Source organism: Nocardia sp. NPDC052254 (assembly GCF_040679495.1).
Taxonomy (GTDB): domain Bacteria; phylum Actinomycetota; class Actinomycetes; order Mycobacteriales; family Mycobacteriaceae; genus Nocardia.
Map to the genome: position 1 here is coordinate 275141 of NZ_JBFAUW010000001.1, position 16655 is coordinate 291795.

At 69.1% G+C, this 16655-nt stretch carries 5 protein-coding genes; 3 read left to right on the forward strand and 2 right to left on the reverse strand.

Annotated features, from left to right (window positions below):
- The first annotated feature begins 9 nt into the window (after window positions 1–9).
- Window positions 10–564: an OsmC family protein gene (locus AB0L57_RS01325; RefSeq protein WP_364955210.1), complete on the forward strand. Its 555-nt coding sequence runs from the start codon at window positions 10–12 to the stop codon at window positions 562–564.
- 184 nt (window positions 565–748) lie between these two features.
- On the opposite strand, the gene AB0L57_RS01330 is transcribed toward AB0L57_RS01325, so the two are convergent.
- Window positions 749–1450 carry a hypothetical protein gene (locus AB0L57_RS01330; RefSeq protein ID WP_364955214.1) on the reverse strand — a complete coding sequence of 234 codons (702 nt, stop codon included), beginning with the start codon at window positions 1448–1450 and terminating at the stop codon, window positions 749–751.
- Between the two features lie 196 nt (window positions 1451–1646).
- Window positions 1647–3026 (reverse strand): crotonyl-CoA carboxylase/reductase, encoded by a 1380-nt coding sequence (gene ccrA / locus AB0L57_RS01335; RefSeq protein ID WP_364955217.1) that lies wholly within the window; start codon window positions 3024–3026, stop codon window positions 1647–1649.
- A gap of 221 nt (window positions 3027–3247) precedes the next feature.
- Here ccrA and AB0L57_RS01340 point away from each other — a divergent pair, with 221 nt between their 5' ends.
- Window positions 3248–11734 (forward strand): type I polyketide synthase, encoded by an 8487-nt coding sequence (locus AB0L57_RS01340; protein ID WP_364955220.1) that lies wholly within the window; start codon window positions 3248–3250, stop codon window positions 11732–11734.
- Complete coding sequence (locus tag AB0L57_RS01345; protein WP_364955223.1) at window positions 11731–16641, forward strand: type I polyketide synthase; 4911 nt, start codon at window positions 11731–11733, stop codon at window positions 16639–16641. The genes AB0L57_RS01340 and AB0L57_RS01345 overlap by 4 nt, the downstream gene beginning before the upstream one ends.
- The last annotated feature ends 14 nt before the right edge of the window (window positions 16642–16655 follow it).

Consider the following 16655-nt stretch of genomic DNA (forward strand, 5'->3'; position numbering starts at 1 on the left):
TCTGGTGCCGTGACCGAACATCGTGAGGCGGACGCCGATGCAGTCAACGGTATCGGTTTCGAACATCGCGCCGCGTTGGCCGAACAGATGCGCGACCCCGACCGCGTCGGCCGATTCAGCGGACCGTGGACGGCAACGACCACCTGGCGTGGCGGTTTCCGCGTGGACGCTCGAGTTCGTTCGCACACCATCGCTTTCGACGAGCCCGCCGATCTCACGGGCCACGACTCCGCTCCGACGCCACATGAGTACCTGCTGTCCGCCGTCGGTGCATGTATCACAGACGGCATGGTCCTGCACGCTACGCTGGCCGGCATCGAAATCCGGACGTTGAACGTCCGGGTGACCGGCTCCTTCGACAACATCTTGCGGTGGGCGGGCCTGGCCGAGGAGGGTAACCCCGGCTTCGGCGCGCTCGAGATATCCGGCACAGTGGCAGCCGATGCAGAACCCGAACAGCTGATCGATCTGTGGAATCGCGCAGTATCCGGCTCACCTGTCGCGCAGACCGTAGGACGCCCGACCTCGATCATCTCCCATCTGACCTTCGATTCGGCCGCATAGTCAACTGCTCGTCGCTGGCGGGCATGCTCTATCCCGCGACCGACAGACTCGTGTCACAGCTCGGAAACGGTCGCGATCTGCCGGTTACCCTGTGCGACAGGGCGAGTGACATTGGGTTCGATGGCGACGATTCGCCTCCGATCCACCGCGACACAGCGGATCGGAGGCGAGGATCTGCGGTGGTTCAGCGTTGCGGGAAAGGTGAATTGATCGTGGTGAAGTACTGGGCCGCGGCGAGGATGGCGACCGGGGCGGTGACCAGTAGTTGCCCCGCCAGCGTTCCTAGTGCGCCCACCGCGACGATTCCGCCCACGCAGCCGATGACCGCCGCCGGTACGATCGGCCCGAACAGTCCGACGATGGTCGCCGTGGCGACGGTCGCGCCCGCGATGCCGCCGAGCAGGCAGCCCACCGCTCCGCCGGTGATGCCCCCGACCAGCGTGCCGATGGTCGCGCCCGCCCCGAGAGTGCTGGTCAGGCGGGTCCAGGCAGCCTGTTCGCGATCGTAGGGTGTCTTCCAGGGCGCTTGATCCTCATACGGCAGCGCGACGGGGCGGTACACCGCGTGGGCCGGATCGAATTCCGGTGTGAGCGTAGCGGTCCGATCGCTGATATCGGCCCGGATCGGGAAGACGAAATCGTCCACCCGGAAGGACAATTCGGTGCCGCCCAGTACTTTGCCGCCGTCGGATATCACCTGGAACACGCCGGCGTCGTTCGTGAATGATCCGGAATCGGTCTCGATCGTGACCGACGAAGCGGACGTGGTGGCCCGGTAGCCGACATTGTGGTCCTCGTCCGTGGTTCCGGCGTACGCGCTGCCCGAACCGATGGTCAGTGCGGCGATCGAAAATGCCGCACCGGCCATCATTGATTTGGTATTCATTTATATCTCCTCATCATGCAATGTGCATTTACCACGATCGAGTACTGTGATTGAGGATGCGATATCAAAAATCGTCCGGATTTAAAATTCTTATGCCATGTGAATCGCATATTCGGGTGATGGTTTTCCATGTCGGGACACGACAAGATTCCCGTCGCACGCGACGGGAATCTTGTGCCGATATTTCGGTGTGGAGTTACTGGTGAACTGCCACCCGCTCGATACTCGGAGCCGAGATCAGCGCAGTTAGCGGGCGCAGAGGTGACAGGAATTCCTCACCGAGCCGATCTCGCTTCTCCTGGTCGGTGACGCCGAGACCGGCATGTGGAGCGAGCCCCAGCACGCCGACCTTGCCGACGTGTACGTTTTTCTGGACGGAACGCACGGCATCGGCCACATCGTCCAGCGGATGCACCGCGGACAATGGTGGCGCCAATTTACCCAGATCGAACAGCCGGATCATTTCCGCGGCTTCCTTCAAATTCATCGCGTGACTTCCGATGACGCGTTTCAAATTCATCCAGAGATAGCGGTTGTCGTATTCGTGCCGGTATCCGCTCGACGATCCGCAGGTGATGACGGTCCCACCGCGACGGACGACGATCACCGACATACCGAATGTGTCGCGGCCGGTGTAGTCGAACGCGACGTGCGGATCCTCACCGACTGCGGAGCGGATGGCCCGGCCGAGCCGCTTGGCGGCCGCGATCGTCGCCTCCGGGCCGCGATCACCGCTGTCGAGTTCCAGTTCGGCGCGATTGACGACGACCTCGCAACCGAGCGCCCGCACCAGCCGCGCCTTCTCCTCCGACGACACGACACCCACCGGTATGGCGCCCGCGTTGCGCACCAGCTGAGTCGCGAACGCGCCGAGCCCGCCGGCTGCACCCCAGATCAGCACGATATCGCCCTGTTTGATCCGCGCGCCGTGCTCGCCCACGAGCATCCGGTAGGCGGTCCCGCCGCACAGATTGATACAGGCGGCTTCCTCCCAGGTCAGATGCGCCGGTTTGGGCAGCAACTGACTGGCCCGGACGACGCAATAGTGCGCCAGCCCACCGAAATTGGTCTCATAGCCCCATGCGGTCATCGCGGGATCGAGCATGGCGTCGTCGTGTGCGCCCGCATTCTGATCGTCGACGACGACGGGGGAGACCGTCACATGGTCGCCGACCTTCCAGTTGCGCACCCCGGCACCGGTGCGGACGACGACGCCGGAAGCATCCGATCCGATGACCTGATAGTCGCGCCGGTGCCGCGCCGCGAAACCGCCGGGCCGCGCGTAACGGTCGAGCATGTCGAAGGTGGAGACCGGTTCGAAGATCGACGACCACACGGTGTTGAAATTGATCGAGCTGGCCATGACCGCGACCAGCGCCTCATCGGGCGCGAGTTCCGGCATCGGCACATCGCCGAGATGTATGGACCGCCGTGGATCCTTGTCGGTCTCTCCCTCGAATATGCCGACATCCTCGCGGCGCAGATGTGCCGCCGGGTAGTGCGCTGGAACCTCTTGCGAGAGCAGCACTTCGGCGGGTGCGCCGTCGAGTACCGCCGCGGCGAGTCGATCCGTCATGATCGTGCTCCTTTTCCACCACGCGGTCTGCTCGCGCGGGTAATCTCCTGGGCTGCAACACTGTTCATCCGCCCGGCCGGGGTGGACAATCGATCCTCAACGGGAACGCTAGGGTGGGCCGGTAGCGACTGACATCCCCTAGCGGCCCCCTAAACCGGGTTGTGCCGCAACGGCGCGGGTAGGGGTGTCGGGGGCCGGCGTTTCCGGCGACGCTGATCGGTATGACAGCCGAACATCGCACTCACGAGCCGTCATCCGCGGGGGCACCCGGCCGGCCGGATCCGGGCCGGGCAGTGGCGATCGTCGGTATGGCGGTCAGGCTTCCCGGTGCCGGCGATCTCGCGCAGTTCTGGGAGTTGCTCACCCGGGGCGGCGACGCCGTCACGGTGAGCGACCGGCAGCGCCGGCCCGGGGGCTACCTGCGCGATGTGACCGGTATGGACACCGGGTTCTTCGCGATCGCGGCGACCGAGGCCGCCGCGATGGATCCACAACAGCGGCTCCTGCTCGAGCTGGCATGGGAAGCGGTGGAGGACAGCCGGACCTCCCCGCACGACCGGCGCGGCGCGCCCGTCGGCGTCTACATCGGCGCCATGCACGGCGATTACGAGTTGCTCTCACATGCGGCGGGCGAGTCCTCGCGCCATACCCTCACCGGGCTCAACCGCGGCATGCTCGCGAACCGGATCTCGCACTTTCTCGGGTTGCGGGGACCCAGTCTGACCGTCGACGCCGGTCAGGCGTCATCGCTGGTGGCGGTGCATCTGGCCGTGCGGAGCATCCGCCTGGGCGAGTGCGAATCGGCCTTGGCCGGCGGGGTCAATCTCGCACTGAGTGAGGACGAGACGCGGATCGCCGAAGAGTTCGGCGCCTTGTCACCCGATCACGCGTGCCACCTGTTCGACGAGCGCGCCAACGGTTATGTCCGTGGCGAGGGCGGTGCGCTGGTCGCGCTGAAGCCACTGACCGCCGCACTCGCCGACGGCGACCGGATCTATGCGGTGATTCACGGTTCGGCGGTCAACAACGACGGTGCGACATCGGCCACCCTCACCGCGCCGAGTGCGGACGCGCAGGCCGACGTGCTGCGCGCGGCACTCGCCGATGCGGGGGTCGAGCCGGATCGGGTCGGCTATGTCGAATTGCACGGCACCGGAACGCCGGTCGGCGACCCGATCGAAGCCGCCGCACTCGGCAGCGTCTACGGCACCGCGCCGGGCCGGGCGGCCGCGCTGCGGGTCGGATCGGTCAAGACGAATATCGGCCACCTCGAGGGAGCGGCCGGAATCGCCGGGCTGGTCAAGGCGGCCTTGGTGGTGCATCGCGGCGAAATACCGGCGAGCCGGAACCACGAGCGGCCGAATCCTCGAATTCCTCTGTCGGAACTCGGGTTACAGGTGGTACCCCGGCACACGTCCTGGCCCGGCAGTGATCCGGTCGTAGCCGGTGTGAGCTCGTTCGGGATGGGCGGAACCAACTGTCATATCGTTGTATCGGCGGCCGAGCCGGTGGCGCCGGTGGTTACTGCGTCTCCTCCGCCGGGTGAGCGTCTCACTCCGTTCGTCCTCACCGGCGCGAGTCCGGGTGCCGTGCGGGACCGGGCCCGGCAGCTGAGCGAAGTCGTCACGGCCGATACCGATCTCGACGCGCTGGCCTACTCACTGCACGCGACCAGGGCACGGCACGACCACCGCGTCGTGGTGCTCGGGCGCGACCACGCGGGCATTGTCGACGGATTCGCCGCGGTCGCAGCGGATTCGGTTGTGCCGCACGTGGTATCGGGACGTCGCACTCGCACCGGCCGGGGTGCGGCAGGGAAGCTGGCCTTCGTATTTCCCGGCCAGGGCGCACAGCGACCGGCCATGGCCCGGGCGCTGTACCGGACGCTACCGGGTTTCGCCGAGCACCTGGACACGGTGGTCGCGCACTTCACTCCCCACCTCGACCTCGACCTGCGCCGGTTGCTGATCGAGGACGACGCAGCCAGTGCCGAGTCGCTCGGCCGGACCCGCTACACCCAGCCCGCGCTCTTCACGGTGGAGTATGCGCTGTACCTCCACTTCCGCGACCTGGGTATCCGGCCCGACCATCTGATCGGCCACTCCATCGGAGAGCTGGTCGCGGCCACCGCCTCCGGCGCGTTCGAGCTCCCGGATGCGGTGCGGCTGGTGGCCGAGCGCGGCCGGTTGATGCAGGCCGCTCCCGCGGGCGGGGCCATGATCGCCATCGGGGCCTCCGAGGACGAGATCCGCGCGTATCGCGACGACGCCGATGCCGATTTCGATATCGCCGCGGTGAATCATCGCCTCGCGACCGTCGTATCGGGTGATGTGCCGGCGGTGGCCGCGGCAGGTGCGGAATTCGCCCGGCGTGGATACCGGACCACACGTCTGGCCGTGAGTCATGCGTTTCACTCCGCCCATATGGACCCGGTTCTCGCGGAGTTCCGGGATGTGGTGGCCGATATCGCGGTTGCGCGCCTCACCACGCCGGTCGTGTCGAACACGACGGGGCAGCTGCTGACCGATGCACGACTTGCCGAACCCGATTACCTCACCGCGCAGCTGCGCGGCACGGTGCGCTTCGGTGCCGGTATCGAAACGCTGCTCGATCACGGCGTCACCACCTTCCTCGAACTCGGACCGGGCGCCGGACTGTCGAGCACGATCCGCACAGCACCGGGAATCGATGCCGGTGGCCGCACGATCGCTGCCGTTCCGGCACTGCGTGACGGCACCGTCGACGCCGACGGCCTGCTCCGAGTCCTCGCCGAACTGGAATGCGCGGGTGCGGACGTGAGGTGGGAGCGGCTGGTGCGCTCGCGCCGTCGAATCGACCTGCCCACCTACCCTTTTCAGCGCACACCGCAGTGGCTGAACGGGGCGCTCGGCGCCGCGTCCACAGTGCTCGCCGATTCTGCCGACATATCGGCAGGAACACAGGAGATCGGCGGGCAAGGGCCGGCATCCGTGTACACACGGTCCCACGCGGCCGGGTTCGGCAAGGAAGCCGGGAAGCCGCACGTACCCGCCGGTGCGTCCGGAAGTGGCAGGGGCGATGGGGCGACGCCGCACACACCGGACGCTGCGTCCGGGGGCGATCGCCATGGTGCGGTGGCCACCGACGCCGCGAATGCCGTGGTGGAGGCGCTGAGCCGGGCGCTCGGCTCCAGCGCCGTCGGAGACGATGAATTACGCAGCGCGTTCACCGCTCTGGGGATGGACTCGCTGGGGTCGGTGCAATTTCGCGATACCGTCGCCGAGCTGACCGGACTGAGCCTGCCCGCGTCCCTGGTCTACGACTATCCGACCCCGCGCGCGGTGATCGATCACATCGGCGATGTGCTCGATACGCCGACTCCGGAGGCGCATTCGAGTGTGAACAGCGGTGGCGCACAGACTATTCGATCCGATGAGGATGATGTGGTCATCGTCGCCGCGGCCGGACGGTGGCCGGGTGGGCTCGGTACTCCGGAAGAATTCTGGGATGCGCTGCTGGCCGGGGAAGAATTCACCGGCGCCTTCCCCACGGACCGGGGCTGGGATGTCGATACCCGGATGCCGACGCCGGGTCCTGCCCGCAGTGGCGGTTTCCTCTATGACGCAGCCGAATTCGATGCCGCGTTCTTCGGCATCGGCCCGCGCGAGGCAGAGGCGATGGACCCGCAGCAACGACTGCTGCTCGAATCGACCTGGACCTGCCTGCAGCGGGCCGGGGTGGCGCCGAGTTCACTGCGCGGCAGCGCCACCGGGGTGTATATCGGTGCGGTTCAACAGGAATACGGCCCCCGGATGCACGAGGCGGCGACCGGGGCGGCCGGCTATCTGCTGACCGGGACCACCAACAGCGTGATATCGGGCAGGCTGGCCTACCATTTCGGCTTCACCGGTCCGGCGGTCACCGTCGACACCGCCTGCTCGTCGTCACTGGTCGCCTTGCATCTCGCGGTCCGCGGGCTGCGCTCGGGCGAATGCGATCTCGCGGTCGTGGGCGGTGTGTGCGTGATGGCCACGCCCGGTATGTTCACCGAATTCGCCAGACAGGGCGGGCTCGCCGCGGACGGGCACTGCAAACCCTTCGCCGACGGCGCCGACGGCACCGTGTGGGCCGAGGCCGTCGCGACCCTGCTGGTCCAGCGCCGATCCGATGCTGTCCGGTCCGGACACCGGATTCTCGCCGTCGTGCGCGGCACCGCGATCAATTCCGACGGGGCGAGCAATGGACTGACTGCCCCGAACGGTCTCGCACAGCGGCGCGTCATCGAGGCGGCCCTCGCGGATGCGCGGCTCTCGCCCGGCGATATCGATGTGGTCGAGGCGCACGGAACCGGTACCGCACTCGGCGATCCGATCGAGGCGCGGGCGCTGGGCGCGGTGTACGGCAGCGCGCACAGCACGGACCGGCCGGTGCTGATCGGGTCGGCGAAATCCAATATCGGCCATACCCAGGCGGCGGCGGGTATCACCGGCGTGATCAAGCTGATCGGTGCGCTCGGATCGGCGACCGTGCCGCCGACGGTCAACCTCACCACTCCCAGCGGCCTGATCGACTGGTCGGCGGCACATCTGCGGGTGCCGGTCGGAGAACCGGTGCCGTGGCCCGACACCGAGGGGCCCCGCACCGCGGCGATCTCCTCGTTCGGAATCAGCGGCACCAACGCGCACGTGATCCTCCAGGAGCCGGGAGTTACAGCGCCGCGTGCACTTCCGGAGTTCACGGGGCCGGTGGTGTTCTCGGCCCGCACCGCCGCGTCCCTGCGCGCGCACGCCACCGCACTGGCCGAGGCTATCGATGCCGGCGGGACGGCCGCGGGGGCGGCCGAATCGCACCGGGTGGACGAGGGTTTCGCCTACCGTGCGGTGGTCCGGGCGTCGACGGATATCGGCGATGCGCTGGCGGCGGTCGCGGCCGGTGCCCCGCATCCCGATTCCGTGGTGGCCGGTCCGCCGGACCGAGTGGGGTTGCGCGCGTATGTCTTCTCCGGCCAGGGCAGTCAGCGGGTCGGCATGGGTGCGCGGCTCGCCGCGACCGTCCCGGCCTTCGCCGCGCAGCTGACCGCGGTGATCGCGCGGCTGGACCCGTATCTGCCGGTACCGCTCGCGACCGTACTCGCCGACGAGTCCGGGCTCGTCCATCGAACCCGATACACCCAGCCGGCGATCTTCGCGGTCGAGGTCGCTCTGTTCCGCTGGCTCGAAACCATCGGCCCGCGAACGGATTTCGTGGCCGGGCACTCGGTCGGCGAACTCGCCGCCGCGCATGTGGCCGGTGTGCTGAGCCTCGACGACGCCTGCCGGTTGGTCACCGCACGCGGCAGGCTGATGGACGAGATCGACGCGGACGGGACCATGGCGGCGCTGGCTGCCACCGAAGCCGAAGTGGCCGCGGCGCTGCCCGGATACCCCGGGGTGGATATCGCCGCCGTCAACGGCCCCCGTTCCACCGTGATCTCCGGAGACCGCGCTGCCGTCGAGGCCTTGGCCGAGGCGTTCCGGTCCGACGGCCGCAAGGTGCGACAGCTCGAGGTATCGCATGCGTTCCACTCGGCGCATATGGACGCGATGGTCGACGAGTTCCGCCGGATCGCGGACAGCGTGCCCGCCGCGACGCCGCGGATTCCGCTGGTGTCGGGGCTGACCGGCACGGTGATCTCCTCGGCCACCGAATGGGACGGCGACCATTGGGTGCGCCACGCACGCCGTGCCGTGCGTTTCGCGGATGTGGTGCGCACCCTGTACGACGCGGGCGTGCGGACCTTCCTCGAGGTGGGGCCGGATGCCGTCCTGCTGCCGATGATCACCGAATCGGCCGCGGAACCCGTCGCCGTGGTGCCGACCCTGACCCGCCGCGCCGACGAGACCGTTTCGGTGACACAAGCTTTGGAAACGCTGTATCTGGACGGCGCCGAGGTGCGCTGGCCCGCGCTGCTGAGCACCCGACCGGTCGATACGACCGCGCTGCCTGGTTACGCCTTCACCCGGGCCCGCTTCTGGAGCACACCGGACAGGACGGATCACCGCCATCCGTTCCTGGGTGCCGCGGCGCGGTCCGCGGACGGTGCGACACTGCTGACCGGCACCATCTCGCTGGACTCGGCCCCGTGGCTGGCCGATCACACCATCGGCGGTGCGGCGATATTCCCCGGAACCGGATTCCTCGACCTGGCGCTGTACGCGGCCGACCGGGCAGGGGCGGATCGGATCATCGAACTCGACCTGACGGTACCGATGATCCTCGGCGACTCCGATCGCGTCGTGGAGATTTCGGTGGCCGGAGAGGGGGACGGCGAGGACCGGGAACTGACCATTCGCTCCCACGCCCCGGGCGAGCAGTGGGTCACCCACGCGACCGGACGGCTCGGCCCCGACGGTGGCGGGCCGGACCGAGCCGCCGGGGAACTGCCGGTGCCGCATGCCGATCCGGAGGAGCTGTACCGGCGGCTCGCCGCCGACGGCTACCGCTACGGCCCCGCCTTCCGCAATCTGCGCCGATTCGACGATGGGACAACCGGTCCCGAGCGCCTGCGAGCCCACCTGGAACTGGATCGATCCACGCCCGCGGCCGCGGCGCACCGCGCTCATCCGGCACTACTCGACGCCGCACTACATCCGCTCGTGGTCGCCCTGTCGTCGGACGAATCCGGGCCGGTGCTGCCCGCCCAATTCCGCGGAGTGCGGGTCGCCGCCGCACCCACCGGGCCGGTCCTGGCCGAGGCGACGCGCACCGGCCGGTACCGGGCGGCACTGCGCGTGAGTGCCCCGGACGGACGCACCCTCGTCGAGATCGATGCCGTCACCTTCCTGCCCGCCACACTTCCCGCCGCACCCGGCGATGAACGGCCGGGGCGGTTGGTGTGGCACCCGGGCGTGCCGGTCGGCACCGCGCCGGACGGCGATGTCGTGGTCGTCGGGGGTGCCGACGGCGATTTCGCGACCCCGGTGGCGCTGCGCGCGGCCGTGCGGGGCGGACGCGACATCCCGGATCTGGTGGTCGCACTCCCTTCCCGCGCCCGATCGGAGGATCTCGCGGCAGCGACGCATCATGGTGTGGCCGAGATGATCACGGTTCTGCGGGACTGGGCCGGCGACGACCGGTTCGCCGAGACCCCACTCGCGATCGTGGTCGAGAATCCGGGCGACGGCGCACCCGGTGCGCTGCCGGGGCACGCGGTGGCCGGGCTGGTGCGCAGTGCGCAACACGAGTGGCCAGGCCGCTTCCGGCTCGTGGAGACCGACACCGTCAGCGAACCCCGCCGGATCGCCGCCGCCGCCCAGGCCGTCTCCGGCCCCGAGATCATGCTGCGGGACAACCATATTCAGCAGGCCGCGGTCGAAGCCGTCCCGGTTCCGGACGAGAGCCGGACGACCGGCGCGCTGTCCGGCACGGTCCTGGTGACCGGTGCGTCGGGCGCGCTGGCCGGGGTCGTGTGCCGGCATCTGGTCACCACGCACGGGGTGACACGGCTGCTGCTGGTGAGCCGCGGCGGTGTCGGGGCGCCGGCGGTGGCGCGACTGCGGGAACTGGGCGCACAGGTGCGGTCGGTGACCTGCGATATCGCTGTGGCCGAACAGGTTCGGGAGCTGATCGACGGTATCGACCCCGATGCGCCGCTGTCCGCGGTTTTTCACCTCGCCGGTGTACTCGACGATGCGGCACTGATCAACATCACTCCCGAGCAGATCACCACCGTGCTGCGGCCGAAGGTGGACGGTGCGTGGAATCTGCATCGGCTCACCGAACGGTTGCCGCGGGTCGGGGCCTTCGTGCTGTTCTCCTCGATGGTCGCGATCACCGGTAATCCGGGACAGGGCACCTACGGCGCCGCCAACGCGTTTCTGGACGGCCTGGCCCGGTTCCGTCACCGCGCGGGTCTGCCCGCCACCGCCATCGGGTGGGGGTTCTGGGAGGACGTCGACGGGATGGGGTCCACGCTCACCGGCGCCGAGCTCGCGCGACTGCGTCGTTCCGGAGTCGGGTCCCTGACACCCGAACGGGCCGTGCGCTATCTGGATGCCGCACTCGCATCGGGCGACCCGCATGTGCTGGCCACATCGGCCTGGCAGGCGGCGATCCGGGTCCGCTCGGTGCGGTCGCCGGTCCCGGCATCCACGCCGGATGCCCGCGGCGAGCGACGGGCGGCAGAGCCCTCCCGTGGCGAGAACCGCTGGGCCGCGCTGTCTTCGGCCGAACGCGAGCAGGCCGTCGTCGCCCTGGTCCGGGACGCGGTCGCGCAGTCGCTCGGCTATTCCTCCGGCGGCGAAGTCGACGCGCGGCGCGGATTTCTGGATATGGGAGTGGATTCGCTGGCGGCGGTGGAATTGCGCAATCAGCTCTCCCGGGCCTGCGGGGTGCGGCTGTCCGCGACCGCGCTGATCGATTATCCGACCGTCGACCGGCTCGGGGAACATGTGATCGCCCTGCTCACCGAACAACTCGGCGGACCCGAAGTATCCGGGCGTGGCGGCGCCGAACCATCGGAGCGCGGCGCCGAGGCCGTACCAATCTCGACGCTGATCGCGGATCTCGAACGCGTGCGGCAGGATTCGCCGGCGCTCGAAGGCGGGCAGCGTGAACTCCTGCTGGCCCAGCTGCGCCGGTTGACCGCACCGCCGGCTGCCGGCGATCGCGACCCCGGGGCGGCCACCGATGACGAACTATTCGATCTGATCGACAACGAGCTCGGGCTGAGCAGAGATGAGGCGCTGTGACGACGGTATCGGGCGAACCCCGGACGGAATCGGGCGAGGACAAACTGCGGGCCTACCTGAAACGGGTCACCGCCGAACTGCAGCAGACGCGGCGGCAATTGGCCGAGGCCACCGCCCGCACCGACGAACCCATCGCGATCGTCAGCATGGCCTGCCGCTATCCGGGCGGTGTGCGCGGTCCCGAACAACTGTGGGATTTGGTGGCCGGCGGAACCGACGCGGTCGGCGCGTTCCCCGGCAATCGCGGATGGCCGGCCGGGCTCCACGATTCCGACCCGGACGCACCGGGACGGTCGCTGACCGATCAGGGCGGATTCCTGTACGACGCCGACCGCTTCGATGCCGGATTCTTCAATATCGGCAATCGGGAGGCCGTCGCGACCGATCCGCAGCAGCGGCTGATGCTCGAACTGAGCTGGGAATTGCTGGAGCGGGCCAATATCGTTCCGGAGAGCCTGCGCGGCAGCGCGACCGGTGTGTTCACCGGAGTCATGTACTACGACTACGGCACCCAGCTGCCCGCCGGATCACCGCAGGACGGCTATGTGGTGATCGGCAGTGCCGCGAGCGTGGTCTCCGGGCGAATCGCCTACCACCTCGGGCTGACCGGTCCCGCCGTCACCGTCGACACGGCCTGTTCCTCGTCACTGGTGGCCATCGCGCAAGCGTGTGCGGCGCTACGGCGTGGTGAGGCCCGGCTGGCCCTTGCCGGAGGTGTGACGGTGATGTCCACCCCGACCACCTTCATCGACTTCAGCCGGCAGCGAGCACTGTCACCGGACGGCCGGTGCCGATCGTTCTCCGCTGCCGCCGACGGAACCGGGTGGGCCGAGGGCGCGGGACTGCTGCTGCTGGAGCGTGAATCCGACGCCCGTCGCAACGGGCACCGAATTCACGCGCTCATCCGATCCTGTGCGATCAATCAGGACGGGGCGAGTAGTCAGCTCACCGCGCCGAACGGGCCCGCACAGGAACGCGTCATCGCCGCGGCGCTCGAGCAGGCCGGCCTGCGGCCCGCCGACATCGATGTGATCGAGGCGCACGGTACCGGAACCGTACTGGGAGATCCGATCGAAATCGGCGCGCTGGCACGGGTATACGGATCACAGCGGCGCCACGACGATCCGATCCACGTGGGATCGCTGAAATCGAATATCGGGCACAGTCAGGCCGCGGCCGGTGTCGGCGCGGTCATCAAGATGGCGATGGCGATGGCGCACGAACGACTGCCCAAATCCCTGTACGCCGACGACCCCACACCGCATATCGACTGGGACGAGATTCCGCTGCGACTGCTGGCCGAGGAACGCGCGTGGCCGGGTCGCGATCATCCACGCCGAGCGGGCATTTCGTCGTTCGGCATCAGCGGCACCAATGCCCACCTGATTCTGGAGCAGGCTCCCGAGCCTGTCGCGGTGCCCGCGCACGCCCGGGAAACGGAGACCGCGCCAGGGGTGGCACCGTATGTGTGGGTGCTCTCGGCGCGCAGTGAGCGCGCCCTGGTGGCGCAGGCCGAGGCGCTGTCACACCGGCTGCGCCGCGAACCGGCGCCCGAACCCGGTGTCCTGGCCAGGACTCTGGCCCTGGGCCGGACGGCGTTCGAGTATCGGGCGGCGATCGTGGGCGATTCGGTCACCGACCTGCTGTCGGAACTGGGCACGCTCGGCACCGACGGGCGCGGGGCCCGCGGCTACACCGGTCGTGCGCGGCATCGCTCGGTGACCTTCCTGTTCAGCGGACAGGGCAGCCAATTTCCGGGGATGGGTCGCGAACTGCGCGAACGTTTTCCGGTCTTCCGGGAGGTCTTCGACCGGATCTGCGCGACCTTCGACGAACTGCTGGCGGGCATCGCGAGCCACTCGCTGTACGAGGTGATCGCAGGCGAGGCCACCGACACCGACGGCGGCCGGTCGCTGCTCGATCGCACGCTCTACACCCAGACCGGCCTGTTCGCCGTCGAGGTCGCGCTGGCCGAGCTCTTTCGGTCGTGGGATGTCGTTCCCGCCCGGGTCATCGGGCATTCGATCGGGGAGATCGCGGCCGCGCAGGTCGCGGGGGTGCTGTCGCTCGACGATGCCTGCCGCTTGGTGGCGGTGCGCGCCCGGCTGATGCAGGAGATCGATACCGCCGGTGCGATGTTCGCGATCGAGGCCACCGCCGACGAGGTACAGGCCGAGATCCGGCGCACCGAGTCGCCGGTCGACATCGCCGCGGTGAACGCACCGCGATCGGTGGTGATCTCCGGGGCGCCCGAGCCCGCCGATGCCCTGGCCGAACAGTTCCGGCAGCGCAGGCGCCGCACCAAGCGGCTCAACACCTCGCACGCGTTCCATTCCACTCAGATGGACGGCCTGCTCGCCGAATTCGAGGATGCCGCGGCACAATTGACCTACGCAGCCGCCGCGGTGCCGATCGTCACCACCGGCGCTGTCGTCGACGCCGGGACGATCCTGGATGGCGGTTACTGGACCCGGCAGATCCGTGAACCGGTCCGATTCGCTCCTGCCGTCGAGGCGGCGTACAGCGCGGGAGAGAACGCCTTCCTGGAAATCGGGCCGGGCGGGGTTCTGGCGGCCCTGGCCGCGGAGACGATCGCGGCATCCGGGTCCGCCGACGCCGCGCGGCCCGAGCCCGTGGTGATCACGACTCTGCGCTCCGACACCCGCGCCGACGAATCGGTCACCGCGGCACTCGCGCAACTACACGTCGCGGGTCTGACACCGAATTGGGAACGGCTGCATCAGCAATCGCCGTTGATGGCATTGCCCACGTATGCCTTCGACCGTGAACGGCACTGGCCGGCCGGCGCGCGGCCCGATGCCGGCACCGGTACCGACAGCGAGTTCTGGCATGCGGTGGCCGGGCAGGACGCCGCGGCATTGCGCAGTCTGCTCGGCTATACGGGAGCGGACGAGCATGTCGATGCCCTCGTGGCGCCGCTCGCCGACTACCACCGGCGACAGGCCGATGCCGGGCAGCGCGACCGCTGGACCTATACCGCCGAGTTCGGCGATATCGGAGTGCCCTCGCCCCCTGCCGATCCCGGCGACTGGCTGATCGTCACCCGCCCCGGCGACGATCTCGGCGCCCGAGCCTCCGATGCGCTGCGCGCACTCGGTGCGACCGTGACCGATCTGGTGGTCGATACCCCCGAACTCGAACAGCCACAGGCACTGTCGGCGGCTCTGCACGCCGCGGCACCGGCCGCAGCGCCCGCGGGGATCGTCTCGGTGCTGCCGGTGTGGACGGCCGAAACCGACCCCGCCCGTGGTGTCGCGCCGGGCCTGGCCCCGGCCGTCGCACTCACCCGTGCCTGCGACGAACTGGGCTGGCAGACCCGGCTGTGGATGGTGACCTCCGGCGCGGTCGCCGCGGTCGACGGCGATACCGTGCCGAATCCCGCCGCGGCACTGGTGTGGGGGTTCGGCGCGGTCGCCGCGGTCGAGTTACCGCATCTGCGCGGCGGCCTGGTCGACATCGACGATCCCGGTGATCGGTCGGCCCTGGACACCGCTGTCGCGGCCGTCACGGACCGGCGTTCGGCCGAGACCGAGCTCGCCATCCGATCGGGACGAGTGCTGTCCCGCAGGTTGATTCGGCATCGCACCACCGCATGGGCGGCACCCTGGGCACCGCGGCCCGATACCACCGTTCTGATCACCGGTGGCCTGGGCGCGCTCGGCCGGGCGCTGGCCCGCCGGCTGGCCGCCGACGGCGCGCGGCATCTACTACTCACCAGCCGCGCCGGTATCGACGCCCCCGGTGCGAGGGAGTTCGTGGCCGAACTCGGCGAGCAGGGGGCGCGGGTGCGGGTCGCCCGCTGCGATGTCGCGGATCCGGAACAACTGCGCACGGTTGTCGATTCGGTGGCGGTGACCACCCCGCTGTCGGCGGTGTTCCACACCGCGGCGGTGCTCGACGACGCGTCGATCGCCGCGCTGACACCGGATCAGCTCCGAAACGCGCTCGCGGCCAAGGCGATCGGCGCGCACAATCTGCACCAGGTCACGCGTGCGCTCGATGTGTCGGCCTTCGTGTTGTTCTCCTCGATCGCCGGACTGTGCGGGGTGGCCGGACAGGCCAACTACGCTCCGGCCAACGCCTACCTCGACGCGCTCGCGCGGCATCGGCAGGCGGCCGGGTTACCCGCCACCGCCGTGTCCTGGGGGTTGTGGGCCGGCGACGGCATCATCGACGACACCGGTGCGCGCCGCGCCGCATCCAACGGATTCCTGCCGATGGATCCGGCGCGGGCACTGGATGTGCTGCCCCACGCGATCGCCGACCCGGCCGCACATCTCGCGGTCGCCGATATGGATTGGGATCGGCTGGCGGCCCGCCAGCACAACGCGATCACCGCCGCCCTGGTCGACACCGCCGCGACCGTCGTCGCCGAGGCCGCCCACGAGGTGATGTGGCAGGAGTTCGACGCGCTGCCCGCGGCCGACCGGCACGCGCGGGTGGTCGGTCTCGTACAGGAACATATCGCCGCGGTGCAGGCCGTCGACTCACCGAGCCGGATCGATCCGCAGCGCAGTTTCAGCGATCAGGGCTTCGATTCGATCACCGCCGTCGAACTGCGCAACCGGCTGCGGGCGCGCACCGGCCTGGCCCTGTCGCCCGCGGTGCTGTTCGATTATCCGACGCCGGCCGAACTCGCCGATCATGTGCTGGCACTGCGGTATGCCGAAGCGGCCGAACCCGACATCTTCGGTCAGATAACGCGTTTGGGGGAATCGCTGAGTGCCCTCGACGACGACCTGGCCGCACGGGCGCGAGCCGAACTGACCGCCGTCCTGGCCACCCTCGGCGGCCCGCCGGGCGAGGCGGACCGAGCCGAGCGTCTCGACGACGCCACCGATGCCGAACTCGCCGAGTTCATCGAGAAGAACCTCGGGATCACCTGATCGACCCCGGTTCG

Coding starts and splice junctions, on each gene's coding strand:
- ccrA (WP_364955217.1), bottom strand. CDS start 3,026: ATGACGGATCGACTCGCCGCGGCGGTACTCGACGGCGCACCCGCCGAA.
- AB0L57_RS01340 (WP_364955220.1), top strand. CDS start 3,248: ATGACAGCCGAACATCGCACTCACGAGCCGTCATCCGCGGGGGCACCC.
- AB0L57_RS01330 (WP_364955214.1), bottom strand. CDS start 1,450: ATGAATACCAAATCAATGATGGCCGGTGCGGCATTTTCGATCGCCGCA.